Origin of the sequence: Brevibacterium sp. (assembly GCF_031179145.1) — a bacterium.
In the GTDB taxonomy this organism is placed as follows: Bacteria; Actinomycetota; Actinomycetes; order Actinomycetales; family Brevibacteriaceae; genus Brevibacterium.
Genome location: NZ_JAPSIB010000002.1, coordinates 220700 through 245338, shown reverse-complemented (window position 1 = coordinate 245338; position 24639 = coordinate 220700). Strand labels below are relative to the sequence as shown.

Below are 24639 nucleotides of genomic sequence, written 5' to 3'. Positions count from 1 at the left end.
AACTGAGGCGGAAACGGGAGATTCCCGTTTCCGCCTCAGTTCTGTGACCACCGAATCGGCGGCAGGCCGCCCCGGGGCGCGACAGCGGGCCGAGCCTGGCGCAGCAGCGCTCAGATGACGACGTGGCCGTTCTTCTCCGTCCGGAAGCTCACGGACATGATTCCGGGGGTGCCATGGGGTGAGGACCAGTCGATGTTGATCTCGGGCAGGGGCTTGGGATCCTGGGTGCCCAGCCAGTCGCGCAGCCGGTCGCGGTCCCCGGCGATCTGCAGGGTGTCGATGGCGACATCGCCGTTCGACTTGTACGCGGAGGGGTGTTCGGACGAGTCCACCGACCACTTGATGAAGAACGGCAGCTGCGGGTCGGCGAGCAGGCCCTTGACGCCGATCTGCAGCCAGCGCAGCTCTCGGCCGGACTCCGGTGTCCGGTTGCCGTCGACGGCCTTGCGTTCGAGCCGCTTCTCCACCTCGGTGAGGTCATCGACCGACACGCACCAGCCCATCCAGCCGCCGCCGAGTTCGGACCTGGCCCGCACGGCCTGACCGAAGGGCGTGGACAGGGCGGCAGGGTGCTCCAAGGCTTCGACGACTTCGAGGTAATGGCCGCCCGAGAGGGGGAAGATCAGGTTTCTGGTGCCGAACCGGGGATGGACGCCGCCGTCATAGGGGTCCACGCCCAGTCTGTCCGAAATTCTCCTGGCCGTTGCTTCGTAACCATCAGGTTCACTGGCGAAGGACACATGATCGAGTTTCATGTCTTGAGAATCGCATAACCCAGCTCACACTTCTTATTAGGGTGACCTAAATTACGACGAAAGGGACGTGGCAACCAGCATTGCCGCCTGGGTGGGGAGAGGAGAGCGACCGCCCGGATGCGCGCATCCGAGCGGTCGATGAGATCCGATCCGTGGGAGAGCGCAGGCTCAGTGAGCTTCCTTGAAGCGGGCGATCGAGGCCTCGACCTCTGCCTCTGCCTCGGCGCGGCCGACCCACTTCGAGCCCTTGACGAACTTGCCGGGCTCGAGGTCCTTGTAGCGGGTGAAGAAGTGCTCGATGGAATCGAGGGTGAACTTGTCGACGTCGGAGACGTCCTGGTAGGAGTCCCAGCGGGGATCGCCGGCCGGCACGGCGAGGACCTTGTCGTCACCGCCTGCCTCGTCCTCCATCTGGAACATTCCGATCGGGCGCACATCGACGAGGACGCCGGGGAACAGCGGCTCGGGCAGCAGAACGAGAACATCGAGGGGATCACCGTCGTTGCCGAGCGTGTCCTCGATGAAGCCGTAGTCAGCCGGGTACTGCATCGAGGTGTAGAGGTAGCGGTCGAGCTTGACGCGACCGGTCTCATGATCGACTTCGTACTTGTTGCGCTGACCGCGCGGGATCTCGATCGTGGCCAAGAGTTCCATGGTGCTCCTTCAGTCGGGGTGCTTGACGAGAAATTCGGATTGCGTCACTAGAATAGAGCCTACAAGTCCCCACCGGCACACCGGCGATCACGCACATCGCCGCCGACGCCACCGACGACCAGAACGGAAGTTCGAGCGTGAACAAACGGATCGCCACGGGCGTCGTCGCCGGAGTCCTCGCGCTCTCGGTGACAGGCTACGCCGTCGCCGATGCCTTCGACGTCTCCGACGAGCTTCCGAGCTTTCTCACCGTGGACCCGCCCATCGAGGTCCAGCCCGTCCCCGAACCGCGCGCGGTGTCATCGGACGTCCCGGCGCCCGCCTCGGCGCTCGACGATTCCGCAACCGTGCCGGCCGGCGTCGGCAAGGTCGTCGACGGCATCCTCTCCTCGGCGCAGGTCAAGGGCCTGGGAATCGAAGTCCGCGACGCGCTGAGCAACAAGGTCCTCTACGCCCGGGGACAGAACGAAGGCCGCACACCGGCGTCGGTGACGAAGGTCCTGACCGGGGCGGCGGCCCTGCTGACGATCGGCGGGCAGGAACGGCTGACCACCTCGGCGGAGTTCGACCCCGCCACCTCGACCCTGACCCTGAAGGGCGGCGGTGACCCGCTGCTCGGCGCAGGCGACTCGCAGCCGAGCGCCGTGGTCGGCCACGCGGGCCTGCGCACGCTCGCGGTTCAGGCCGCCCGGGCCCTCAAGGACAGAGGAGTCGCCGAGGTGAAGCTCAACCTCGACACCAGCCGCTATCCGGGTCCGGACTTCGACCCCGGCTGGTCCCGGTCCGACATCGGCAAGGGAGTGATCACGCCGATCCAGCCGCTGATGATCGACACCGGCTACCTCGGTGGGACGGGGGAGTGGCGCCCCCGCAGCGAGCACCCGGCCAAGGACGCGTTCGCGGCCTTCGACAAGGAGCTGCAGGCCGCCGGGATCACCGTCACCGAGAACCCCCGCCCCGCCTCGGCGCAGGCAGGCGCCACGACGGGGTCCACGGACTCCGCGACCGAGGGCTCCACGGACTCCGCGACCGTCGCCGCGGTCGAGTCCGCGACGATCTCCGAACTCCTCGAGTACGCGCTCGTCCACAGCGACAACGTCGTCGCCGAGGTGCTCGGCCGGGAGGTCGCCATCGCCTCCGGGCAGCCGGGATCCGCCGCAGCCGCCCCGAAGGCGGTGCTCGCCGCGCTCGAGGAGACGGTCGACCTCGGCCAGACCCACCTCGAGGACACCTCCGGGTTGACCTATGCGAACCGGATCTCCCCGCACGACCTCACCTCCGTCCTGCAGGCCTCCGCCGTCGCGGACGGCTCGCTGTCCTCCCTGATCAGCCTGATGCCGGTGGGCGGGCTGACCGGGACGCTGAGCGACCGGTTCACGAACGATGAGATGGCCACCGGACAGGTGCATGCGAAGACGGGGACCCTGTCCACCGTGACCTCCCTGGCCGGCGGGGTCCTCGACCGCGACGGACGGTACCTCGTCTTCAGCCTCCAGGTCGACCACGTGAAGAAGGGCAAGATATTGGACGCACGGAAGACCATCGACGACATCGTCACGGCGCTCGCGAACTGCGGATGCCGATGATCATCGACGAACGCATCGCCGAACGGGCCGCGAAGGAGCTCGTCACCGCCGCCCGCGTCCCCGGTCGGGACGAACTCCAGGAACTGGTGCGCGGGCTCAAGGACAACGCGCTGACCGCCCAGGACCTGGTCGTGGACTCGTTCCTGCTCGATCCCGCCCATGCCGACGACGTCCGTGCCCGGCTGGCCGCCGGCTCCGTCCTGGTGCTCGACCAGCTCGGCTGGATCAAGGCCAACGCGCAGTCGCTCAACGGGATGGTCGACGTCTCCGCCCTGCCCACCCCGCCGGGCCCTGCGGCACGGGGAGCCGCGGCAGTGGAGGTGGCGTCGGTGATGTCGCTGCTCTCGACCCGGGTGCTCGGACAGTTCGATCCCTTCGCCGCGGAGACCGGCCGTCTGATGTTCATCGCCCCGGCGGTGCTCATCGCCGAGGAGGCGATGGACGTCGGCCCTCGCGACTTCCGGATGTGGGTCGCCCTCCACGAGGCCACTCACCAGGTCCAGTTCGCCACCGCCCCCTGGCTGCGCGAGCACATGCGCGGACTGCTCTCGCGCCTCGTGTCGGTGCCGCTGCAGGCCCCCAGCTTCTCCTCCATCGCCGATCTGTTCGCCACTGCCGCGCGGATCGTCAAGGGGGAGGCAAGCATGCTCGACTTCATCACCGACGACGACATGCGGACCGCCCTCGACGAGGCCTCGGCGATACTGAGCCTGCTCGAAGGGCACGCCGACGTCGTCATGGACGAAGTGGGCGCCGACGTCATCGGCAGCGTCGCGACCCTGCGCCACCGGTTCGAGGCCCGCCGCGACTCGGGACAGGGATTCCTGACGAACCTGCTGGGCATGAACCTCAAACTCGCCCAGTACCGGGACGGGGCGAAGTTCGTCCGCGCCGTCCGCCGCGAGGTCGGGCAGACCGGGTTCTCCGCCATCTACGCAGAGCCGGGCAACCTGCCGACGAGCGCGGAGATCCAGACGCCGCGGCTGTGGTTGGACCGTGTCCACGGGTGAGCGATCGCCCGAGCGGCGCCCCACCCTCGACCCCGCCAGCGCCGCCATCCGCACCGCCGTGCGGGAGGCTCTCTCCCCGGCGACTGCCGCCACTGCCTCGCGGGGACCGAATCCGCCGGTCGTGATCGTCGCGGTCTCCGGAGGAGCGGACTCGATGGCGCTCCTGCACGCGTGCGCCTTCCTCCACCGCAGGGATGAGGTCAGCGCCCGCGCCGTGACCGTCGACCATGGACTGCAGTCCGCCTCCGCCGCGGTGGCAGAGCGCGTGCGCACGACCGCTGAGAGCTGGGGTGTGCCGGCCGAGACCATCGCCGTGCAGGTCAGTGCCGGCGTCGAAGGCCTCGAGGCGGCGGCCCGAGAGGCACGCTATGGCGTTCTCGAGAACGTCCGGCAGCGTGTCGGCGCCGAGTGGATCATCACTGCGCACACGAGAAACGATCAGGCCGAGACCGTTCTGCTCGGTCTGCTGCGCGGATCGGGCACACGGTCGCTGGCGGGAATGGCGCCGCGCACGGCTCGTCTCCTCCGCCCGCTCCTGGGCCTGGACCGCAGCGACACCGAAGCCTCCTGCCGGGCGCAGGGCATCGAGGTGTGGGACGACCCGATGAACACCGATCCCGCGTTCGCGCGGGTGCGGGCGCGCGGCCTCGTCGAGCGGTTCGAACGTGAACTGGGACAGCCGCTCGCCGCCAATCTGGCCCGGACGGCCGATCTCTGCCGCGCCGACGCCGACTGCCTCGATGAGGTGGCCTGGACGGTTGCCGCCGAGCTCGCCGAGCGCCGGGAGATCGACCTCATACCCTTGCGGGACCTGCCCGAGGCGATCCTCAGCCGGGCACTGCGCTCCTGGCTCCTGTCCTTGGGTGTGCCCGCGCAGGGCTTCGGTGCCGACCGGATCGCGACGCTGTGCCGTCTCGTGCGCAGTCGCACCCGCGGGCGCCTGTCATTGCCCGGCGACACCGAAGCGCTGGTCGACCGCGACCGGCTGAGCTTCCGCGACGTCGAGCGCGCCGGGCGGTCTCAGCGCACCCCGCCGAGGAGCCGACCGCCGGAGGCGACGAGCACCCCGCCCTTGTAGACGTCCCGGTCACGGGGTGTGTCCATGATCGCCGAGGTGACCGTGTCGGCATCGATGAGGACGAAGTCCGCCGGCGCCCCGACCGCGAGACCGAAGTCCGCATCCTCGGTGAGCGGCAGCCCCGCAGGCCGGGTCCCGGCCATCACCTGCGCCCCGCCGCGGGAGGCGACGTCGAGGCAGGCCTCGATGTCCTCATCGTGCCGGAAGCTGTTCGTGAAGGCCAGCTGCCAGGTCCGGCGCAGCAGGTCCCCGTCCCCGTAGGGACTCCAGTAGTCGCGCTGTCCGTCCTCTCCGAGACCCACCGCCACCCCGTGCTCGGCGAGCAGACGCAGCGGCAGTGCGCCCTTGGACGGAGCGACCGTCGTGCACGAGATCCCCGCCTCGGCGATGAGTTCGACGAGGCGGCGGACCTCGGACTCGGGATTCGTGTGCAGGGCGAACGCATGCGAGATCGTCACCTGGCCCTCGAGGCCCAGCGTCTTCGTACGGTGGGCGATCTCCTCGATCGAATACGCGCCGGCGCTGCCGCCTTCGTGGAGGTGGATGTCGACCCCCTTGCCGTGCTTCTCGGCGAGGCCGAACACGATGTCGAGATGTCTCACGGGGTCCCGGTCGTACTGGAGGGGATCGAGCCCGCCGACGAGATCGGCCCCTTCGCTCAGCGCCGCGTCGAGGAGATCCCTGACCCGGGGCTCGCGGACGATTCCGGCCTGCGGGAAGGCGACGAGCTGCGCGTCGAGGACGTCTGCGTGGGCGGCGAGGGCGTCACGGACACCTGCGAACCGGTCGAGGGAGCAGTCGGCGTCGATCTGGGCATGGGAGCGGATGCGGGTCCCGCCGGAGGCGATGATCGCAGCGATCGCGTAGGAGGCCTGGTCGCGGACGCTGCGTTCGCCGTGGCGCCAGTTCGCGCGGTCGTTCATGATGTAGCCGTGCAGGGTGCCGTCGGCGGTGTGCGGACGGAAGGTCTGGCCCATCCGGTTCGAGTCGAGATGGGCATGGACGTCGCCGAGCCCCGGCAGCAGCAGCCGGCCACGACCGTCGATGTGCTCGGACTCCTCGCGCAGGTGGCTGCGGCTCTCGTCCTCGCCGCGGCCGTCGTCCGGCCGGCGATCGTTCCGGCGGCTCGGGGTGATCGCGGCGATCCGCCCGTCGGCGATCTCGACGTCGACGGCGGGGTCGTCGTGGTGGCGGGGGAAGAGTCGCACATCGGTGAGCGTCAAATTCACGTCCTCAGGTCGGCAGGGGATCCGAAGACCAAGGGTATCGCCTCGGCGAGCCGCCGCAGGGGAACACCGCGAGCCGCGCCAGGGCCGATGGCGAACCGGCTCAGCCGATCTGACAGGATGAGGGTCATGATGTCGCAGCCACCTCACGAACTGAAGACCAGCCGTGGACTCGACGCACTCGCCCTCCTGTGCCTCATCCTCATCGCGGCCTCCCTGCGGCCGGCGGCGACCTCTCTCGGCCCGGTGCTCGCCGAGGTGCAGACCGCCTTCTCCCTCCACGAATGGCAGATCGGGCTGCTCACCGCCCTGCCCGGCTTCTGCTTCGCAGGGTTCGGGCTCGTGTCCATCCCCCTACTGCGCCGGCTCGGCCTGTTCACCACCCTGGCTGTGTCCTGCGCCCTGATCGGGGCGGGAATCATCGTCCGATCGCTGGTGGCCGATTGGACCGGGTTCGCTCTGCTGACCGTGCTCGCCCTGATCGGGATGGCCGTGGGCAACGTGGTGCTCCCCGTCTACGTCAAGGCCCGGTTCCCCGACCGCGGGCAGCTGGGCTCGACCGTATTCACCGTCTCGCTGGGACTGGGCGCCATGTTCCCCTCCCTGCTCACCGCGCCCCTGGCCCAGCACTTCTCCACGTGGCGCCTCGGACTCGGCTTCTGGGCGCTCATCCCCATTGCAGGCCTCATCACCTGGGTCGCCCTGCGGGCGGCGCACTCGGTGCCCCGGCTGCACGCCTCCGCCACCTCGGCGCCGGAGTCGGACGCGCCTCGGCGGCACATCTACACCTCCTCCAAAGCCAGGTACATGGCGATGTTCTTCGGGCTGCAGTCGGTCAACGCCTACGTGCAGTTCGGCTGGCTGCCGCAGATCTACCGCGACGCCGGACTCGATCCGGTGATGGCGGGAGTGATGATGACCATCGTCACCTTCAGCGGCATCCCCGGTGGCTTCATCGCCCCGCAGATCGTGGCCCGCGGCCTCTGGACGCGCACGGTGCTCGCCAGCTTCGCCGTCGCCGCGGCCCTGGGCTACCTCGGTCTGCTCCTCATGCCCGCCACCCTCCCCGCGCTGTGGGCGGCACTGCTGTCCTACGGCGGCTTTGCGTTCCCGGCCGCGCTCGCCCTCATCACCGCCCGCACCCGGGCGGTCTCCGTGACGGCGCGGACATCGGCATTCGTCCAGCCCGTCGGATATGTCCTCGCCGCCGTCTGCCCCCTGATCGTGGGCGGGCTGCTCGGACTCACCGGGGGATGGGCCGCGCCGCTGTGGTTCATGATCGTCGTCTGCATCCTCATGGGCGTGACCGGAGTGCTCGCGGCCTCACCGGGCAGCGTCGACGAAGAGCTGTGACTGTGCTCGTTGGCAGTTGTGCCAGGTCGTGACTCATAATGAAGGAACACCCGCCCCCAGCAAGGAGAATCGAGCAGACGTGGACATCAACGATCTCGGCAGTGACATCGAAAAGGTACTGGTCTCCGAAGAGCAGATAGCCGCACGACTCGTTGAACTGGCAGCCGCCATCGATGAAGACTACAAGGACAAGGACATCCTGCTGGTCGGTGTTCTCAAAGGCGCCGTGATGGTCATGGCCGATCTCGCCCGGGCCCTGCACTCTCCGGTGAAGATGGACTGGATGGCGGTGTCCTCCTACGGCTCGGGAACCAAGTCCTCGGGCGTCGTCCGCATCCTCAAGGACCTCGACACCGACCTCTCCGACAAGCACGTGCTCATCGTCGAGGACATCATCGACTCGGGGCTGACCCTGTCCTGGCTGGTGCAGAACCTGCGCAGCCGCGGAGCCGCGACCGTCGAGATCTGCACGATGCTGCGCAAACCCGAAGCCGTCAAGGTCGACATCGACGTCCGGTACATCGGCTTCGACGTGCCCAACGAGTTCGTGATCGGCTACGGACTCGACTATGCCGAGAAGTACCGCAACGTGCCCTTCGTCGCCACCCTGGCCCAGCACGTCTACAGCTGAGCGGGGGCGGGCGGGAAGGCGCAGGAGCGCATTCCCGCTTTGCCAGTGACAGGGACTAGGCTGTGGGGGATGTTCTCAGGCAGCCGCGGCAGCCTGAACAGGCCGCCCACATCAATTCCAGAGAGGACCTATGGCCGAGTCGAATAAGCGTCGCCCATTTCTGAACAAGGCGACGAAAGGCCCCTTGATCTGGATCGTGATGGCACTCCTCGTGGTGTCCATCGGAGCTCTGCTCTTCAGCCGAGTCGGATTCAGCCAGATCGACACGCAGCAGGGCCTTCAGCTGCTCGAGGACGACAAGGTCGAGCAGGCGAAGATCGTCGACCGCGATCAGCGCGTCGATCTGACCCTGAAGGACGATCTCGTCGTCGACGGCACCGACTTCGGCAAGAAGGTCCAGTTCTTCTACGTCGAACAGCGCGGTGAGGCGATCGTCGACGCCGTCGACCAGGCCGAGCCGCCCAAGGGATACACAGACGAGGTCCCGCAGCAGAGCTGGCTGATGTCGCTGCTGGGAACCCTGATCCCGTTCGTCATCATCTTCGTCGTGTTCTGGTTCCTCATCTCGCAGATGAGCGGCGGGAAGATGATGAACTTCGGCAAATCCAAGGCCAAGCTCGTCAGCAAGGAGAACCCCGACGTCACGTTCAAGGACGTCGCCGGGGTCGACGAGGCCCTCGAGGAGCTCGAGGAGATCAAGGAATTCCTCGCCGAGCCCGAGAAGTTCAAGGCCGTCGGCGCCAAGATCCCCAAGGGCGTGCTCCTCTACGGGCAGCCGGGAACCGGTAAGACCCTGCTGGCCAAGGCCGTCGCGGGTGAGGCCGCAGTGCCCTTCTACTCCATCTCCGGATCGGACTTCGTCGAGATGTACGTCGGCGTCGGAGCGTCCCGGGTGCGCGACCTGTTCGAGCAGGCCAAGGCGAGCGCTCCCTGCATCATCTTCATCGATGAGATCGACGCCGTCGGGCGGCAGCGCGGCGCGGGCATGGGCGGCGGCCACGACGAGCGCGAGCAGACGCTCAACCAGCTGCTCGTCGAAATGGATGGATTCGACGTCAAGACCAACGTCATCCTCATCGCCGCGACCAACCGACCCGACGTCCTCGACCCCGCCCTGCTGCGCCCCGGTCGCTTCGACCGGCAGATCCCGGTCGAGGCCCCAGATATGAAGGGCCGCAAGCACATCCTCGAGGTCCACGCCAAGGGCAAGCCCCTGGCCGAGGAGGTCGACCTCGGGCAGGTCGCCAAGCGGACCCCCGGGTTCTCCGGCGCCGACCTCGCCAACGTCCTCAACGAGGCGGCCCTGCTGACCGCGCGCGAGGGTGCGAAGATGATCGACAACCGGATCCTCGACGAGGCGATCGACCGGGTCATCGCAGGTCCGCAGAAGCGCACCCGGCTGATGAACGACAAGGAGCGCCTGGTCACGGCCTACCACGAAGGCGGGCACGCCCTCGTCGCGGCGGCGATGAACCAGACCGATCCGGTGACGAAGGTGACGATCCTGCCCCGCGGCCGTGCGCTCGGCTACACCATGGTCATGCCCGATGAGGACAAGTACTCGACCACCCGCAACGAGCTGCTCGACCAGCTCGCCTATGCCATGGGCGGCCGGGTCGCCGAGGAGGTCGTCTTCCACGACCCCACCACCGGCGCCAGCAACGACATCGAGAAGGCGACGAAGATCGCCCGCAAGATGGTCACCCAGTACGGGATGAGCGAGAAGCTGGGCATGGTGAAGGTCGGCGACGACAACTCGGAGCCGTTCGCCGGACGCGGAATGGGCGGCGGCGACGAGCACGGGGACTCCACCCTGTCGACGATCGACCGCGAGGTCCGCACCATCATCGACGCCGCTCACGCCGACGCGTATTGGGCGCTGACGCACAACCGGGACGTCCTCGACAACCTCGCCTACCAGCTCCTCGAACGCGAGACTCTCGACCAGGCGCAGCTGGCGGAGATCTTCGCCCCGGTCGTCAAACGGCCCAAGCGCGATGTGTGGCTGGCCAGCGACGACCGTCCGGTCTCGGAACGCGGACCGATCGTCCCACCAGTGCGGCTGAGCAGCGAGAATGATGCTGCGACGGTCTCCGATGTGGAGAACGAGCCTGCCGGACCGGCAGAGGGGATCGCGGTCGGTCCGGGAGATGACACCGAGGCGCCGATCGACGGCCCGAACACTGACGATGACGACAAGGGGAACGCGCGCTGATGCCCGAACTCGATGACCTGTCCGACGCTCTCGAAGCGGAAGGACTGCCCGACGCCAAGGTCGATCGGGCCAGGATCGCGGCCGCGGTGCGCGAGATCCTCATCGCCGTGGGTGAGGATCCGGATCGGGAGGGTCTGGCCGAGACCCCGGCCCGGGTCGCCCGGGCTTACGAAGAGGTCTTCGCCGGACTCCACCGCGACCCGTCCGAAGTGCTCGGCGTGACATTCGACATCAGTCACGAGGAGATGGTGCTCGTCCGCGACATCCATCTCTACTCGACGTGCGAGCACCACCTGGTGCCGTTCCACGGAGTCGCCCACATCGGCTACATCCCGAACAAGCAGGGCAAGGTCACCGGCCTGTCCAAACTCGCCCGCCTCGTCGAGATCTATGCGCGCAGGCCACAGGTGCAGGAGCGGCTGACCGCGCAGATCGCCGATGCCCTCGTCAAGCACCTCGAGCCCCAGGGCGTCATCGTCGTCGTCGAGGCCGAACACCTGTGCATGTCGATGCGCGGAGTCCGCAAGCCCGGAGCCTCGACCATCACCTCGGCGGTGCGGGGACAGCTGCGCGAGCCCGCGTCGCGAGCCGAAGCCATGAGTCTCATCCTGCGCTGAGATGTCAGCGATGTCCGAGATCCCCGAGCGCACGCGGATCATGGGTGTGCTCAATGTGACACCCGACTCGTTCTCCGACGGCGGCCGCTGGTTCGATCCGGCCAAGGCGATCGACCATGGGCTCGAGCTGCTCCGGTCGGGCGCCGACATCATCGACGTCGGAGGGGAGTCGACCCGGCCGGGCGCCGTCCGCGTCGACCAGACCGAAGAGCTGCGCCGGGTCCTTCCGGTGATCCGTGAACTGGCCGCGGCCGGAGCGGCGATCAGCATCGACACGATGCGCGCGGTCGTCGCCGAGGAGGCGCTGGAGGCCGGGGCCCGGATCATCAACGACGTGTCGGCGGGCCTGTCGGATCCCTCCATGCTCGGCGTGGCCGCCCGCGCCCAGGCACCTGTCGTGCTCATGCATTGGCGCGGTTACCTCGATCGCGCTAATGCCTCGTTCCACTACGACGATGTCGTCGCGGAGGTGATCGCGGAGCTGCGTGCCCGCATCGCCGAGGCCGTCGAGACGGGTGTGCGCACGGAGAACATCATCGTCGACCCAGGGCTGGGCTTCTCGAAGAACGCGGAGCACAACTGGCAGATCCTGGCCGCACTCGAGGCCTTCGCCGATCTCGACCATCGGCTCCTCGTCGCGGCCAGCCGGAAGAGATTCATCTCCGGCCTGCTCTCGCCCGACGACCCGGCGCTGGCGGCGGAAGCCGCGAAGGACCAAGCCACCGCTGTGATCTCGGCCATCGCGGCTCAGGCCGGAGCCTGGGCCGTGCGCGTGCACGACCCCGCGAGCTCGGCCGTCGCCTGCCGGGTCGTCGCTGCGATCGCCGCCCACAGACCGGCACCGGAGAGCGAGAAGGACGAGAATGAGCACGCCTGATCGGATCGAGCTGCGCGGACTGACCGTGCGCGGCAACCACGGGGTCTTCGACTTCGAGAAGCGCGAAGGCCAGGACTTCGTCATCGACGTCGTCCTGCACACCTCGCTGACAGCGGCAGCCGCCAGCGACGACATCGACGACACGATTCACTACGGAGACCTCGCCGAGGCGGTCGCCGCCATCGTCGAGGACAACACCTTCGACCTCATCGAGACGCTGGCCGAGCACATCGCCGACCACTGCCTGACCCTGTGCGAGACCGTCGAAGTCGTCGTGCACAAGCCCAGCGCCCCGATCCAGCGCACGTTCAACGACGTCAGCGTCACGGTCGTGCGGAGGCGAGGAGACATCGGCGCCGGGGAACCCACCACCGCTGAGGCGATGCTGAGTCTCGGGGCCAACCTCGGCGATGCCCCGGCCACCCTCGAACAAGCAGTCGACGCCCTCGACAGGCACCCGCGGATCTCGGTGCGCAGACGATCCTCCGTCTATCGCACCGCACCCTGGGGCGGGGTCGAGCAGAGCGACTTCTGCAACCTCAGCGTCATCGTCGACACGAGCCTTCGCGCGCACGAACTCCTCGCCGTCGGGCAGGGCATCGAAGTCGCCTGCGGACGCACGCGGGAGCTGCGCTGGGGCCCGCGCACGCTCGACATCGATCTCATCCGCTTCGCGGTCGGGGGAGAGGAGCTCGTCGTCGACACGGAGACGCTCATCCTGCCCCACCCGCGCGCGCACGAACGCGCTTTCGTCCTCGCTCCCTGGGCCGAGCTCGACCCCGAGGCGCTCGTGCTCACCCCCGCGGGTCGAACGCCGATCGCTGAGGTCCTCGAGACCGTCGGTGATCAGGAAATATCCCGGCTGCCCGCAGAATGACGCGGCGACTTCTGGGAGACTAGGGATCATGCAGCGCACCTCTTCGAGCAACCTGGTCATCTGGGCAGCCGTCGGCGCCGTCATCGCGCCCGTGATCGATGTGCTGCTGGAGAGCCAAGGGCTCACCCTGCCCGGGCTGCCCTGGTTCGCGATCCTCGGAATGCTCGTCCTGTCCGCGGTGCTGCTGGTGCTCGGCTACCCGATCAAGAAGTGGAACGACGGCGACCGCACCAGGGAGATCGACCCCCTGCAGGCCGCACGGGTCGCAGTCATGGCCAAGGCCAGTGCCCTGACTGGGGCGGGGCTGGCCGGCTGGTACCTGGGCAACGCTGCCTACTACTTCCTGTCGGCGCCGGGGATCCGCAACGATTTGGCGGCAGGTATGCTGATCGCAATGGTCGCAGCGGCGACACTGATGATCGTCGGTCTGATCGTCGAGAGCTTCTGCGCCCTTCCTCCCCAAGATCCCCCAGGAGCCGAACCCGCATGAGCACCACCCCCGACCCATCCCCACCGACCGAGGCCGCTGAGCGCGCCGACTTCCCCGATTTCAACCGGGTGAGTCCCCGATACGGACTCAAGGAGATCGTCGGGATGCTGTTCCTGGCCATTCCCGTGATCATCGCGGGCCTGGTGCTGGCCATCATCTTCGACGAGCTGACCTGGCTCCATCTGATCTGGATCGGCATCGCCCTGCTCACGGTCATCATCGCCGTCATCACGCTGCGCCAGGCGAAAGCCATCGGCTTCGCCGAACGCGAGGACGACCTGCTCATCCGGCGTGGGATCATGTTCCACCGCACCACTGTCGTCCCCTACGGCCGCCTGCAGTTCGTCGACGTCGATGCCGGTCCCGTGGACCGCATGTTCGGCCTGGCCTCGGTGAAGCTGCACACCGCCTCGGCGAGCACCGACGCGAACATCCCGGGACTGCCCAGGGACGAGGCCGAGCGTTTGCGCGACAGTCTCGCCGGCCTCGGCCAGGCGAATCTCGCGGGGCTCTGAGATGCCTGCCGAGTTCACCGACCGAGAACAGCCGACCCCCGAGAGCGCCGAGACCCGCGAAGCTGTGGCGGCACCCGAGGTCTGGCACCGGGTGCACCCGCTGACGCCGATCATGAACAGCCTCGGCGTGCTCGTCGTCATCGTCATCGCCGCGGCCTACGCCGCGCAGGACTTCATCCAGGGCGCCCTCGAGGGCATCGCCACGGGGGAGGGCGTCGACCTGACCGCCGCGGACTGGCTGCGCTCCCACCCACTGATCCTGCTGGCCGGGCTCGGGGCGATCATCCTGATCGTCCTCGTCGCCGGTGTCTGCAGCTGGCTGGCGTGGAAGGTGATGGGGTACCGGGTGGACGAGGATGCGCTCTATGCCCGGTCCGGACTCGTGGTCAAGAAGCAGCGCAAGGCGCGGCTGGACCGGGTCCAGTCGATCGACCTCAAGCAGAAGCTCCTGCCGCGCCTGTTCGGCCTGGCCGAACTCGTCTTCGACGTCGCCGGTGGAAGCGACTCGAACGTGTCGCTGAAGTACTTGAGCAGGCGGAAGGCGGAGGTCCTGCGCGACGAGCTGCTGGGCGCCGTCCGGGACGTCAAGGAGAACCGGGGTGCGCCCTCGGCCCCGGCGGCAGACAGCGCCATCGGGGACACCGCCACCGGGGTCACCGCCACCGGGGTCGCAGGGGACGGGCCCGACGCCGCGTCGGTCGATGCGCCGCCGGTGGACCTCTCGGTGCCCGAACGCCGCGGCGACAGCATCGGCGTGCGGTTGACCAAGAGGCTCGATGCGATCGCCGGCGGCGCGGCGAGCGAGGTCGAGGACAGCCTCAACTCGATGCTCGCGCCCTACCAGGTCACCACCGAGCTGGGACGGGAGGGGGAGATCATCCGCGTCCCCGTGCACCGAGTGGTCGCCGCCTCCCTGCTCAAGACCGAGACGCTCATCACCGTCCTCATCTTCCTCGGGCTGCTCGTCGCCGTCGGCGTCCTGTTCGTCCTCGGACTCACCGAGGTCGCCGTTCCGCTGTTCTTCGGAGTGCTGCCCGGACTGTTCGCCGCCGGCGCCGTGGTCAAGAAGGACCTGGGCAATGCGAACTTCGTGGTCAGGATGACCGAATCCGGTCTCTCCGTCAGCCACGGGCTGTTCTCCACCTCCCGCAAGGTCATTCCCCTCGACCGGGTGCAGGCGGTCAGCCTGCACCAGCCGCTCCTGTGGCGTCTGACCGGATGGTGGAAGGCCGAGTACAACATCGCCAGCGGTTCAGACGCAGCGGACACGAATCTGCTGCTTCCCGTCGGTGACATCGATCAGGCGCTTCTGATGATCGGCCTGGCCCTGCCCGAACCGCAGGTCGAGGACGGAGTCAGCGCTCGCAGCCTCATCCTCTCCGCGATGTTCGACCGCAAGTCGACCGACCCCGAGGCGCCCGCCGCCGAAGCCCTGTTCCACGGGCAGCCGCCCTCCAGCCGGATCATCGACCCAGTGGTGTGGAAGCGGAGGGCCTATACGCTGACCTCGGCGCTGCTCATTCTGCGCCTGGGGGCGCTCGAGCGTCGCGTCGACTTCGTGCCGCACGAACGCGTCCAGTCGATGCAGTACCGGCAGGGGCCGCTGCAGCGCGCCCTCGGCCTGGGAACCGTCGCCGTGCACTCCACGGCCGGGCCGATCAACCCGCGGGTCACCCACCAGTCCCGGGACCACGCCCTGCGCTTCTTCCGCGAGCACGCGGAGCGCACTCGTCTCGCCCGTCAGCGCTTCGACGCCGAAGCCCGAGAGTTCACGGAGAACCACCAGTGACCGACGCGCCCCGACTCGGCATCGGAATCATCGGCTGCGGAAAGGTCGGAGCCGTGATCGGCGCCGCCTGGAGGCAGGCGGGACACGCGATCATCGGCGTCAGCGCGACCTCGGCGGCCAGTCGCGAGAGAGCAGAGGACATGCTCCCCGGAGTTCCGGTCCTGCCGCCCGACGACATCGCCGAGCGCGCCGAGCTGCTGCTCCTCGCCGTCCCCGACGATGAGATCGCATCCTTGACGGGCGGACTGGCGAAGCTGGGCCGGATCCATTCGGGGCAGATCCTCATCCACTGCGCGGGCCGGCACGGAACCGACGTTCTCGAGGCCGGGACCCGCCTCGGCGCGCTTCCCATCGCCCTGCACCCGTCGCTGTCGTTCACCGGCACCGAGGTGGACCTGCCCCGGCTGCGGCGCTCGACGGTCGCGGTGACAGCTCCCGCCCCGATCCGCCCCGTCGGCGAGGCGCTGGTCGTGGAGATGGGCGCCGAACCGATCGAGATCGCCGAGGCGGACCGTCCCCTCTACCACGCCGCGATCACGCACGCGTCGAACCATACGATCACGATCATCAGCGAAGCGATGGAGATGCTCGCCGAGGTGGGGGTCGAGGACGCGTCCCGCGTGCTGTCAGCGCTCGTCGATGCGAGTGCCGCGAACACCCTGCAGAACGGTGCGAAGGCACTGACCGGGCCGGTCAGCCGCGGTGACGTCGGAACGGTCGAGGCCCACCTCGCCGCACTCGGCGAATACAGCCTCAGCGTGTCCTCGCCGGCGGCCCGCGACAGCTACCGCGCCCTGGCCCGGTCGACCACCGCGAAGGCGCTGAGCCTGGGCCGGATCACCGAGGCACAGGCCCAGGAGCTCCTGAGCCGATTGGGCTGAGTGCGGGAGCCTCGAATTCCGCCGGGGGCGGGGACCACGGTAGCCTTGACCGCATGGCAGATACTGAGTCGAACACTCTCACGGACCCCTCGACGGACCACCTCGATCCGGAGCAGATCCGGATTCGGAAGGACAAACGGCAGAGGCTGTTGGACTCCGGTGTCGAAGCCTATCCGGTCGGCGTCGAGCGCACTCACACCCTCGCCGAGGTGCACGCCGCCCATGACGATCTCGACGCCGGTGACGAGACCGACGACATCGTCGGAGTCGTCGGTCGTGTCGTCTTCGTCCGCACGACCGGCAAGCTCTGCTTCGTCACCCTGCAGTCCGGAGATGGGACGCGCCTGCAGGGAATGCTGTCCCTGCGTGAGGTCGGCCAGGAACGGCTTGACGACTTCAAGACCGATGTCGACCTGGGTGACTTCATCTTCGTCCACGGCAGGGTCATCAAGTCGAAGCGGGGTGAGCTGTCCGTGCTCGCCGATTCCTGGGCGATGGCCAGCAAGGCGCTGCGACCGCTGCCGGGACTGCACACGGAACTGGCCGAGGACACCCGGGTGCGCCAGCGCTACCTCGACCTCGTCACACGTGAAGCCGCCCGGCGCACGATGCGGACCCGGGCGGCCGTCGTCAGCTCGCTGCGCCGGACCTTCGCCGAGCAGGACTTCATCGAGATCGAGACGCCGATGCTGCAGGTCATGCATGGAGGAGCCTCGGCGAGGCCCTTCAAGACGCACATGAATGCCTACGACATCGACATGTACCTGCGCATCGCACCCGAACTGTTCCTCAAGCGCGCGATCGTCGGCGGAATCGAGAACGTCTTCGAGATCAATCGCAACTTCCGCAACGAAGGCGCCGACTCGACGCACTCCCCGGAATTCGCGATGCTCGAGGCCTACCAGTCCTACGGCGACTATCACTCGATCGCCGACCTGACGAAGACCCTCGTGCAGAATGCCGCGCAGGACGCCACCGGCTCCCTGGTCGTGACCTTGGAGGACGGAACCGACTACGACTTCGGTGGGGACTGGGCCGTGGTCAGCATGTACGAGACCCTGAGCGAGGAATCCGGCGTCGAGGTCACCCCGGAGACCGGACTCGACGTCCTCGACCGGATCGCCGCCGACAACGGAGTCGATCTGAGCGGAGTGTTCCGATCGCACGGCAAATATGTCGAAGAGCTGTGGGAGCACTTCTACGGCGACAAGCTGTGGGCGCCGACCTTCGTCACCGATTTCCCCGTCGACACCTCCCCACTGGTGCGCGAGCACCGGACGAAGAAGGGGGTCGTGGAGAAATGGGATCTCTATGTGCGCGGATTCGAATTGGCGACAGGCTATTCCGAGCTGGTCGATCCGGTGATCCAGCGGCAGAGGTTCGAAGCCCAGGCCGCCGACGCGGCCCGCGGCGATGATGAGGCCATGGGCCTGGACGAGGAATTCCTCACCGCCATGGAACATGGAATGCCGCCGACAGGAGGCATGGGCATGGGACTCGACCGGCTGCTCATGGCATTGACCGGTCTGGGCATCCGCGAAACCATTCTCTTCCCCTTCACCAAACCGCTCGCTTCTGCGAAGTCGGAATTGCCCGAGGGAGGGCTGAGTTAATGATGGACCTGATCAAAGCTCTTCTGCCGTCGATCTGTGTGGGATTGCTGTTCTGGTACGTGATGCGAAACATCCTGCGCGCAGATCGCAGGGAACGTGAGCAGATCGAGAAATTCTATTCAGAGCATGAAGTTAATGAAATCACCGATAATGCCGAATCAGATGTTAAGCTGACTCAGTCGAACAAATCTGATTATGGAAAGAGTGATCATGGCAAGGGAGATGCGACTCGTCCTGACGGATGATCTTGATGGTTCTGAAGCAGCTGAAACTGTGCGATTCAGCATTGATCAGGCCACATATGAGCTCGAACTTTCGAGCGAGAATGCAGAGAAGCTGCGCCAGACCTTCGCTCCGTATGTCGCAAAGGCCCGTCGCGTCGCCAATACCGGTGGACGCGGTCGTCGCTCGAATTCGGGTTCCGGTGGTTCCGGTCCGAAGCGGGATACCGCGAAGATCCGCGAATGGGCGCAGGCCAATGGTTACCAGCTCGGTGATCGCGGGCGCATTCCGCAGGAGATCGTGCAGGCCTACGAAGCCGCGAACAACGGCTGACTGAAGTTTGACGAAGGGCCGACGGCATTGCCGTCGGCCCTTCGGCGTACCCGAGGAGAGCGGAATGCCGAGTGCACGGAGGATTCGCCGCCGCAAAGGGAATTGCGGCGCATTCTGCACAATCCGAATCACGGTCCTCTCCGAACAGTGGTGAGAGGTGCGAAGTGACGCACATTTGAAATCAGCCGGGTCAGGAATGACAGCGGTGACAGGAATGGCAGCGGTGCCACGAATGTCAGTGCTGACAGGAATGTCAGTGCTGACGGGAATGGCAGCGCGGACGGGAATCGGAATGCCTGGCGGAGCGGTCACGGGAAATCGGTGCCGATATCGGTGAGGTGAGTCACAATTATGTCACCGTCGGTTGTTCTTCGATGGGAGCTTCATCATCTCTGCCGGGAGGCATTTCTGCGGTAATCGAGAACCGTGGTCGCGGCCGGTGCTCATTCACATGCTTTGTGCAGAAAGAGCACTTCCGCGAATGATGATTCGCTGCGGCCTCGTTTCCTGAGCTCAGCCCGCCTTGTGCGCAGAGCCGAGCGGCAGACCGCCGGGCGGTCGCAGGCGTTACCCGCTCGCAACCCAATTTCGCGCACAGCCAAACGGTTTCGGCTGAGGGCGAAACGTGCAATACATCCCGGGGATTCGTCGTTACGCTCATAAGAATACAAGACCGAGGAGGATGAATATGTTCGAGCGGTTCACCGACCGAGCACGCCGAGTGGTGGTGCTGGCGCAGGAAGAAGCCAAGCTACTCAAACATAACTACATCGGAACCGAGCACATCCTGCTCGGCCTGATCCACGAGGGTGAGGGCCTGGCAGCCAAAGCACTCGAGGGGATGGACATCTCCCTCGAGCAGGTCCGCGATCAGGTCCAGGAGATCATCGGGCAGGGGCAGCAGGCTCCGAGCGGACACATCCCGTTCACTCCGCGCGCCAAGAAGGTCCTTGAGCTCAGCCTCCGTGAAGCCCTGCAGCTGGGCCACAGCTACATCGGGACCGAGCACATCCTGCTCGGCCTCATCCGTGAGGGCGAAGGTGTGGCCGCTCAGGTTCTCGTCAAGCTGGGTGCTGACCTCGGCCGGGTCCGCCAGGAAGTCATCAAGCTCCTGTCCGGGTACCAGGGCAAGGAACCGGTTGCCGCAGGCAGCCGCGAAGAGGGCACTCCGTCCGGTTCGCTGGTCCTCGACCAGTTCGGACGCAACCTCACCGCTGCCGCTCGCGAGGGGAAGCTCGATCCGGTCATCGGCCGGCACGAGCAGATGCAGCGCGTGATGCAGATCCTCTCCCGGAGGACCAAGAACAACCCTGTCCTCATCGGCGAGCCCGGTGTCGGCAAGACCGCTGTGGTCGAGGGTCTGGCTCAGGCCATCGTCAACGGCGAGGTTCCGGAGCTGCTCAAGGACAAGCAGCTCTACACCCTTGACCTCGGCTCCCTGGTGGCGGGTTCCCGCTACCGCGGTGACTTCGAGGAACGCCTGAAGAAGGTTCTCAAGGAGATCCGCACCCGTGGTGACATCATCCTGTTCATCGATGAGATCCACACTCTGGTGGGTGCCGGTGCCGCAGAGGGCGCCATCGATGCCGCATCGATCCTCAAGCCGATGCTGGCTCGCGGTGAACTGCAGACCATCGGTGCGACGACCCTCGAGGAGTACCGCAAGCACATCGAGAAGGATGCCGCTCTCGAGCGTCGCTTCCAGCCGATCCAGGTGCCCGAGCCCTCGCTGGCGCACTCGATCGAGATCCTCAAGGGTCTGCGCGACAAGTACGAATCACACCACAAGGTGACCATCACCGAGGGTGCTCTCTCGGCCGCGGTGAACATGTCCGACCGGTACGTCAACGACCGCTACCTGCCGGACAAGGCGATCGATCTCATCGACGAGGCGGGTGCGAAGCTGCGCATCTCGCGTCTGTCGGTGCCGCAGGAGATCCGGGACCTGGAGGAGGAGATCCTCAAGGCCCGGCACCGCAAGGAAGCCGCCATCGATGCCCAGGACTTCGAGCTGGCCGCCTCTGAGCGGGATGCCGAGATGAAGCTGGTCAAGGACAAGGAAGAGCAGACCGAGGCATGGCGCAAGGGCGGTAAGGAGACGTCGTCGATCGTCGACGCCGATCTCATCGCCGAGGTGCTGGCTTCGGCCACGGGCATTCCGATCTTCAAGCTCACCGAAGAGGAGTCCTCGCGACTGCTGCGGATGGAAGACGAGCTACACAAGCGCATCATCGGTCAGAACGACGCCGTCAAGTCGATCTCCCGGGCGATCCGCCGGACCCGTGCCGGCCTCAAGGATCCGAAGCGACCGTCGGGCTCGTTCATCTTCGCCGGACCCACCGGCGTGGGCAAGACCGAGCTGGCCAAGGCCCTGGCGGAGTTCCTGTTCGGGGATGAGGACTCGCTCATCAGCCTCGACATGTCGGAGTACTCCGAGAAGCACACGGTCTCGCGTCTGTTCGGCTCGCCCCCCGGCTACGTCGGCTACGAAGAGGGCGGTCAGCTGACCGAGAAGGTGCGCCGCAAGCCGTTCTCCGTGGTCCTCTTCGACGAGGTGGAGAAGGCCCACTCGGACATCTTCAACTCCCTCCTGCAGATCCTCGAAGACGGACGTCTGACGGATTCGCAGGGTCGTGAGGTCGACTTCAAGAACACGATCATCATCATGACCACCAACCTCGGAACGCGCGACATCTCGAGCGGGCTGCAGTTGGGATTCCAGGTCGAGGGTGACACGAAGACGTCCTACGACCGGATGAAGCAGCGGGTCAACGAGGAGCTCAAGCAGCACTTCCGGCCCGAGTTCCTCAACCGTGTCGATGACACGATCGTGTTCCCGCAGCTGGCCAAGGACGAGATCGTCGAGATCGTCGACCTGTTCCTCGCCCGCCTCGACACCAGGCTGGCGGATCAGGGCATGCACATCGAGCTCACCGACGCAGCGAAGAGCCTCCTGGCCGATCGTGGATACGATCCGGTGCTCGGTGCTCGTCCGCTGCGCCGGACGATCCAGCTCGAGATCGAGGACCAGCTGTCCGAGAAGATCCTGTTCAAGGAGATCGGTCGCGGGCAGACGATCAAGGTCGGCGTCGAGGGCGAAGGTCGCGAGGCGAACTTCACCTTCGAAGGCGTTGAGACCGAGAAGCGTGCGATCGAGGGACCGGACGACTCCGCGTCCGGCGGAGAGCTGGCCGGCGCAGGCTCCGGTTCGTCCGGCGGCAACGGTCCAGGGGCTTCGGCTTCCTGACCGGCGCGGCGGCCGGTGACGCACCGACCGCGACCGCTGGCGTGAGCTGCCGACGGGTGCTGCCGACACGAGCTGACGGCTGATTGGTGGTCACAGACCTGAGGGATTTCCGGGTTCTTCCTGGAATCTCCTCAGGTCTGTGACCACCTTTTCGTCTGCCCGGAGACAAGACAGTGGGGAACGGCGGATGCGTCACGGGTTCGCGGGCAGTGGTTGAATGAACCCATGAGCTCTCCCGCGCACACCTTCGACCACGACAGCCTGTCCCAGCATCACCACCACAGTCACGGGCTTCCCGGCGGGCTGTATCTGCGCCGGGCGCGAACGAGCGATGTGAAGGCGATCGAGGCTCTGGTGGAGCCGTTGGCCGAGCAGCGGATCCTGTTGGCCAAGGACACCGTCACCTACTACGAGTCATTGCAGGAGTTCTGGCTGGTCGTCGATCCGCAGCCCGACGGCAGCGAGATGCTCGCCGGATGCGCGGCTCTCCACGTCATCTGGAGCGACCTCGCCGAGGCTCGGACCGTCGCGACCTCCCCGGACTACCGGGGCAGGGGAGTCGGCAAAGCCCTGATCCGGCAGCTGCTCGCCGATGCGCAGGAGATCGGCGTCGACCGGGTGTTCTGCCTGACCTTCGAGACCGGCTTCTTCCGGTCGCTGGGGTTCGAGGAGATCAAAGGCATCCCGGTCTCACCCGAGGTCTACATCGAACTCCTCCACTCGGCCGACGAGGGCGTCGCCGAATTCCTCGACCTCGCCCGGGTCAAGCCGAACACCTTGGGCAACACCCGGATGATCAAGTACCTGTAGAAGAGCGCCGACTCCGTCAGCGGGGGAGGCCGAGCCTGTCCCCGTGACGCTCGGCCAGGCCGTCGGAGACGAGATCGGAGATCAGACGTGACACCCGGTCCGAGTCGGCGCTGAGGTCGCGCATCCGGCTCAGGGACGTCGACGTCGCCGGGCCCAGGGAGTCGAGCAGCCGGGAATCCACCTCGGCGGTCGGTGCGAGGAGCAGATCAACCGGCACCGAGGTGTGACCGTCGTCCGAGTTCGGCTCGACGTCCCTGTGCGCGGCTTTGAGGACATCCATGATGGCCCCACGGAGCTGTCGGTCCGTTCCTGCCCACTTCTGGGACGAGGGCTTCGTCGCCGAGGCGGGTCGCCCGGCGCGGTTCCACGCGCAGAGATCGCTGAGGGGGCAGTCGTCGCAGCGGGGACTGCGGGCCGTGCAGATGAGCGCCCCGAACTCCATCACTCCGGCATTCCATTCCTGATGGCGCTCAGCGGGGACGAACTGGGCGGCCCAGGCCGTCTCCCTGCGGCTCGGGGCAGGGGTCGGACGCTCACGGCCGACGAAGAGGCGGACGAGGACGCGACGGATATTCGTGTCGAGAACCGTGGTGCGCTCGGCATGGGCGAATGACGCGACGGCAGCGGCGGTGTAGGCGCCGATTCCGGGCAGTGCCTCCAGTTCGACCGCCGTGGTCGGGACCCTGCCGCCGTGCTCCGCGGTGATGACGCGGGCGGCTTCCTGCAGACGCAGCGCCCGGCGCGGATAGCCGAGGCGATCCCAGCGGCGGAGCACCTCGGCGGTGGGGGCCTGTGCCAGGTCCGCCGGGGTGGGCCAGCGCTCCATCCACTCCCGCCACCGAGGTTCGACCCGGGACACGGGAGTCTGCTGGGACATGATCTCACTGACCAGGATCGCCCAGGCGCTGGTGCCTTCCTCCCGCCACGGAAGTGGGCGAGCGGCCGATTCGAACCAGGAGATGATCGTCCGGCGGACTCTGCGGATGTCGTCGTCGGCGACCGTGGTGAAGTCGCTCTGCGGTCGGTTTTCGGCGGTGTTCCGGTGTGTCATTTGGATGCGCAATCGCTTCGCCCTAGGCTCAAAGCGATGACTCCTTCCAATCGTGGTCCGCAGCCGCGGCAGCCCCGCCAGTCTAGCGGGAAGCTGCCTTCTCACGTGTACCGCCGCCGCCGTATCACCCTGGCCGTGCTCAGCCTCGTGGTGCTGTCGCTGCTGGTGCTCGGAGTCGTCGGGATCGTCAACGCGATCAGCGGTTCGAAGAACGACGCCGCGGCCGAGAGCACGACCTCGCAGTCACCGACACCCACGGCGCCGGTGCCGGATGAGACCGCGGCGAGCGGGCGCTGTGCCGAGGACAAGGTCACCATCAGCGCGGAGGCCGACAAGAAGAGCTACGCAGAGGACGCAGAGCCGAAGTTCAAACTGAAGATCGCGAACAATCACAATGTGACCTGTCTGATCGAGGTGGGAACGAAGAACCAGGAATTCCTCGTGAAGAAGGAGGGCGACGTCGTCTGGTCCTCGAGGTACTGCGCCGTCGACGACGAGAACGCGGAGGTGTCCACGGAGTTCGCGCCGCAGACCGAGAAGGATGCGCAGCTGAAGTGGAACCGCATCCCGGTGGACAAGAACTGCAACCGGACGAAGGACGATTTCGGTCCGGGGGAGTACGAGCTCGTCGTCAAGCTCGGTGACAAGGAGAGCAAGCCGGTGGGCTTCGAACTGGAGAAGGACGAAGCCACCAAGGCCAAGGAGAAGGAAGAGGCCGAGGAGAAGCGCAAGGCGGAGAAGGAGAAAGCCGAGACGGAGAGGGCCGACGAAGGCGACTCCGAGACCGAGTCCCCGGCGCCGAACTGAGA

General features: G+C 66.8%; 24 protein-coding genes. 19 read left to right on the top strand and 5 right to left on the bottom strand.

The genetic code is table 11. The features are described from left to right. Nucleotides 1-110: 110 nt before the first annotated feature. Nucleotides 111-755: a VOC family protein gene (locus tag RIT73_RS03095; protein ID WP_309130587.1), complete on the bottom strand. Its 645-nt coding sequence runs from the start codon at nt 753-755 to the stop codon at nt 111-113. 168 nt (nt 756-923) lie between these two features. Then, on the bottom strand, nt 924-1409 hold the full coding sequence (locus RIT73_RS03090; RefSeq protein WP_309130586.1) for an inorganic diphosphatase: 486 nt from the start codon (nt 1407-1409) through the stop codon (nt 924-926). 137 nt (nt 1410-1546) lie between these two features. Here RIT73_RS03090 and dacB point away from each other — a divergent pair, with 137 nt between their 5' ends. The 3 genes from dacB to tilS are packed head-to-tail and all read left to right on the top strand — an operon-like array spanning nt 1547 to nt 5083. After that, nucleotides 1547-2995, top strand: coding sequence for a D-alanyl-D-alanine carboxypeptidase/D-alanyl-D-alanine-endopeptidase (gene dacB, locus RIT73_RS03085; RefSeq protein WP_309130585.1), 1449 nt, complete (start codon nt 1547-1549; stop codon nt 2993-2995). Then, nucleotides 2992-4005 carry a zinc-dependent metalloprotease gene (locus RIT73_RS03080; RefSeq protein WP_309130584.1) on the top strand — a complete coding sequence of 338 codons (1014 nt, stop codon included), beginning with the start codon at nt 2992-2994 and terminating at the stop codon, nt 4003-4005. Before dacB ends, RIT73_RS03080 begins: the two co-directional genes overlap by 4 nt. Beyond that, nucleotides 3992-5083, top strand: a complete 1092-nt coding sequence (gene tilS, locus RIT73_RS03075) for a tRNA lysidine(34) synthetase TilS (RefSeq protein WP_309130583.1) — start codon at nt 3992-3994, stop codon at nt 5081-5083. The genes RIT73_RS03080 and tilS overlap by 14 nt, the downstream gene beginning before the upstream one ends. Here the strand turns inward: tilS and RIT73_RS03070 are convergent. Together RIT73_RS03070 and RIT73_RS03065 are read right to left on the bottom strand one after the other, a co-directional pair. Then, complete coding sequence (locus RIT73_RS03070) at nt 5026-6312, bottom strand: amidohydrolase family protein (RefSeq protein WP_309130582.1); 1287 nt, start codon at nt 6310-6312, stop codon at nt 5026-5028. The genes tilS and RIT73_RS03070 overlap by 58 nt on opposite strands. Further along, nucleotides 6309-6440: a hypothetical protein gene (locus RIT73_RS03065; RefSeq protein ID WP_309130581.1), complete on the bottom strand. Its 132-nt coding sequence runs from the start codon at nt 6438-6440 to the stop codon at nt 6309-6311. The genes RIT73_RS03070 and RIT73_RS03065 overlap by 4 nt, the downstream gene beginning before the upstream one ends. Nucleotide 6441: 1 nt before the next feature. Between RIT73_RS03065 and RIT73_RS03060 the strand changes: the two genes are divergently transcribed. The 15 genes from RIT73_RS03060 to RIT73_RS02990 all read left to right on the top strand — a co-directional run bounded on the left by RIT73_RS03060 (nt 6442) and on the right by RIT73_RS02990 (nt 22779). Next, nucleotides 6442-7662 (top strand): MFS transporter, encoded by a 1221-nt coding sequence (locus tag RIT73_RS03060; protein ID WP_309130580.1) that lies wholly within the window; start codon nt 6442-6444, stop codon nt 7660-7662. A 79-nt stretch (nt 7663-7741) separates the two neighbouring features. Next, nucleotides 7742-8293 (top strand): hypoxanthine phosphoribosyltransferase, encoded by a 552-nt coding sequence (gene hpt / locus RIT73_RS03055; protein WP_309130579.1) that lies wholly within the window; start codon nt 7742-7744, stop codon nt 8291-8293. Between the two features lie 130 nt (nt 8294-8423). Next, nucleotides 8424-10508, top strand: coding sequence for an ATP-dependent zinc metalloprotease FtsH (gene ftsH, locus RIT73_RS03050; protein ID WP_309130578.1), 2085 nt, complete (start codon nt 8424-8426; stop codon nt 10506-10508). After that, nucleotides 10508-11125 carry a GTP cyclohydrolase I FolE gene (folE, locus tag RIT73_RS03045; protein ID WP_309130577.1) on the top strand — a complete coding sequence of 206 codons (618 nt, stop codon included), beginning with the start codon at nt 10508-10510 and terminating at the stop codon, nt 11123-11125. The genes ftsH and folE overlap by 1 nt, the downstream gene beginning before the upstream one ends. A 1-nt stretch (nt 11126) precedes the next feature. Beyond that, nucleotides 11127-12002, top strand: a complete 876-nt coding sequence (gene folP, locus RIT73_RS03040) for a dihydropteroate synthase (protein ID WP_309130576.1) — start codon at nt 11127-11129, stop codon at nt 12000-12002. After that, nucleotides 11989-12879: a 2-amino-4-hydroxy-6-hydroxymethyldihydropteridine diphosphokinase gene (folK, locus tag RIT73_RS03035; RefSeq protein WP_309130575.1), complete on the top strand. Its 891-nt coding sequence runs from the start codon at nt 11989-11991 to the stop codon at nt 12877-12879. Before folP ends, folK begins: the two co-directional genes overlap by 14 nt. Nucleotides 12880-12907: 28 nt before the next feature. Further along, nucleotides 12908-13369, top strand: a complete 462-nt coding sequence (locus RIT73_RS03030; protein ID WP_309130574.1) for a DUF3180 domain-containing protein — start codon at nt 12908-12910, stop codon at nt 13367-13369. Then, nucleotides 13366-13884, top strand: a complete 519-nt coding sequence (locus tag RIT73_RS03025) for a PH domain-containing protein (protein ID WP_309130573.1) — start codon at nt 13366-13368, stop codon at nt 13882-13884. Before RIT73_RS03030 ends, RIT73_RS03025 begins: the two co-directional genes overlap by 4 nt. 1 nt (nt 13885) lies before the next feature. Beyond that, on the top strand, nt 13886-15673 hold the full coding sequence (locus RIT73_RS03020; protein ID WP_309130572.1) for a PH domain-containing protein: 1788 nt from the start codon (nt 13886-13888) through the stop codon (nt 15671-15673). Further along, complete coding sequence (locus RIT73_RS03015) at nt 15670-16554, top strand: DUF2520 domain-containing protein (RefSeq protein WP_309130571.1); 885 nt, start codon at nt 15670-15672, stop codon at nt 16552-16554. Before RIT73_RS03020 ends, RIT73_RS03015 begins: the two co-directional genes overlap by 4 nt. A 53-nt stretch (nt 16555-16607) precedes the next feature. Continuing rightward, nucleotides 16608-18167: a lysine--tRNA ligase gene (gene lysS / locus RIT73_RS03010; protein WP_309130570.1), complete on the top strand. Its 1560-nt coding sequence runs from the start codon at nt 16608-16610 to the stop codon at nt 18165-18167. Then, entirely contained in the window at nt 18167-18412 is a 246-nt protein-coding gene (locus tag RIT73_RS03005) for a hypothetical protein (protein ID WP_309130569.1), read from the top strand. Before lysS ends, RIT73_RS03005 begins: the two co-directional genes overlap by 1 nt. Further along, nucleotides 18378-18722, top strand: coding sequence for an Lsr2 family protein (locus RIT73_RS03000; protein WP_309130568.1), 345 nt, complete (start codon nt 18378-18380; stop codon nt 18720-18722). Before RIT73_RS03005 ends, RIT73_RS03000 begins: the two co-directional genes overlap by 35 nt. 688 nt (nt 18723-19410) lie before the next feature. Continuing rightward, nucleotides 19411-21969 carry an ATP-dependent Clp protease ATP-binding subunit gene (locus RIT73_RS02995; RefSeq protein ID WP_309130609.1) on the top strand — a complete coding sequence of 853 codons (2559 nt, stop codon included), beginning with the start codon at nt 19411-19413 and terminating at the stop codon, nt 21967-21969. A gap of 225 nt (nt 21970-22194) precedes the next feature. After that, nucleotides 22195-22779: an amino-acid N-acetyltransferase gene (locus RIT73_RS02990; RefSeq protein WP_309130567.1), complete on the top strand. Its 585-nt coding sequence runs from the start codon at nt 22195-22197 to the stop codon at nt 22777-22779. Nucleotides 22780-22795: 16 nt separating this feature from the next. On the opposite strand, the gene RIT73_RS02985 is transcribed toward RIT73_RS02990, so the two are convergent. After that, a complete protein-coding gene (locus RIT73_RS02985) occupies nt 22796-23830 on the bottom strand; it encodes an A/G-specific adenine glycosylase (RefSeq protein WP_309130566.1) in 1035 nt (344 codons plus the stop codon). 36 nt (nt 23831-23866) lie between these two features. Here RIT73_RS02985 and RIT73_RS02980 point away from each other — a divergent pair, with 36 nt between their 5' ends. Continuing rightward, on the top strand, nt 23867-24637 hold the full coding sequence (locus RIT73_RS02980; RefSeq protein ID WP_309130565.1) for a hypothetical protein: 771 nt from the start codon (nt 23867-23869) through the stop codon (nt 24635-24637). Nucleotides 24638-24639: the final 2 nt, after the last annotated feature.

Bases quoted from the DNA above. Each gene is read 5' to 3' on its own strand.
- RIT73_RS03090 (WP_309130586.1), bottom strand. From the start codon at position 1,409: ATGGAACTCTTGGCCACGATCGAGATCCCGCGCGGTCAGCGCAACAAG.
- RIT73_RS02985 (WP_309130566.1), bottom strand. From the start codon at position 23,830: ATGACACACCGGAACACCGCCGAAAACCGACCGCAGAGCGACTTCACC.
- ftsH (WP_309130578.1), top strand. From the start codon at position 8,424: ATGGCCGAGTCGAATAAGCGTCGCCCATTTCTGAACAAGGCGACGAAA.
- RIT73_RS03060 (WP_309130580.1), top strand. From the start codon at position 6,442: ATGTCGCAGCCACCTCACGAACTGAAGACCAGCCGTGGACTCGACGCA.
- folE (WP_309130577.1), top strand. From the start codon at position 10,508: ATGCCCGAACTCGATGACCTGTCCGACGCTCTCGAAGCGGAAGGACTG.
- folP (WP_309130576.1), top strand. From the start codon at position 11,127: ATGTCAGCGATGTCCGAGATCCCCGAGCGCACGCGGATCATGGGTGTG.
- RIT73_RS03000 (WP_309130568.1), top strand. From the start codon at position 18,378: ATGGCAAGGGAGATGCGACTCGTCCTGACGGATGATCTTGATGGTTCT.
- RIT73_RS03095 (WP_309130587.1), bottom strand. From the start codon at position 755: ATGAAACTCGATCATGTGTCCTTCGCCAGTGAACCTGATGGTTACGAA.
- RIT73_RS02990 (WP_309130567.1), top strand. From the start codon at position 22,195: ATGAGCTCTCCCGCGCACACCTTCGACCACGACAGCCTGTCCCAGCAT.
- RIT73_RS03065 (WP_309130581.1), bottom strand. From the start codon at position 6,440: ATGACCCTCATCCTGTCAGATCGGCTGAGCCGGTTCGCCATCGGCCCT.
- RIT73_RS03025 (WP_309130573.1), top strand. From the start codon at position 13,366: ATGAGCACCACCCCCGACCCATCCCCACCGACCGAGGCCGCTGAGCGC.
- lysS (WP_309130570.1), top strand. From the start codon at position 16,608: ATGGCAGATACTGAGTCGAACACTCTCACGGACCCCTCGACGGACCAC.
- RIT73_RS03020 (WP_309130572.1), top strand. From the start codon at position 13,886: ATGCCTGCCGAGTTCACCGACCGAGAACAGCCGACCCCCGAGAGCGCC.
- folK (WP_309130575.1), top strand. From the start codon at position 11,989: ATGAGCACGCCTGATCGGATCGAGCTGCGCGGACTGACCGTGCGCGGC.
- RIT73_RS03080 (WP_309130584.1), top strand. From the start codon at position 2,992: ATGATCATCGACGAACGCATCGCCGAACGGGCCGCGAAGGAGCTCGTC.
- RIT73_RS02980 (WP_309130565.1), top strand. From the start codon at position 23,867: ATGACTCCTTCCAATCGTGGTCCGCAGCCGCGGCAGCCCCGCCAGTCT.
- RIT73_RS02995 (WP_309130609.1), top strand. From the start codon at position 19,411: ATGTTCGAGCGGTTCACCGACCGAGCACGCCGAGTGGTGGTGCTGGCG.
- RIT73_RS03030 (WP_309130574.1), top strand. From the start codon at position 12,908: ATGCAGCGCACCTCTTCGAGCAACCTGGTCATCTGGGCAGCCGTCGGC.
- RIT73_RS03005 (WP_309130569.1), top strand. From the start codon at position 18,167: ATGATGGACCTGATCAAAGCTCTTCTGCCGTCGATCTGTGTGGGATTG.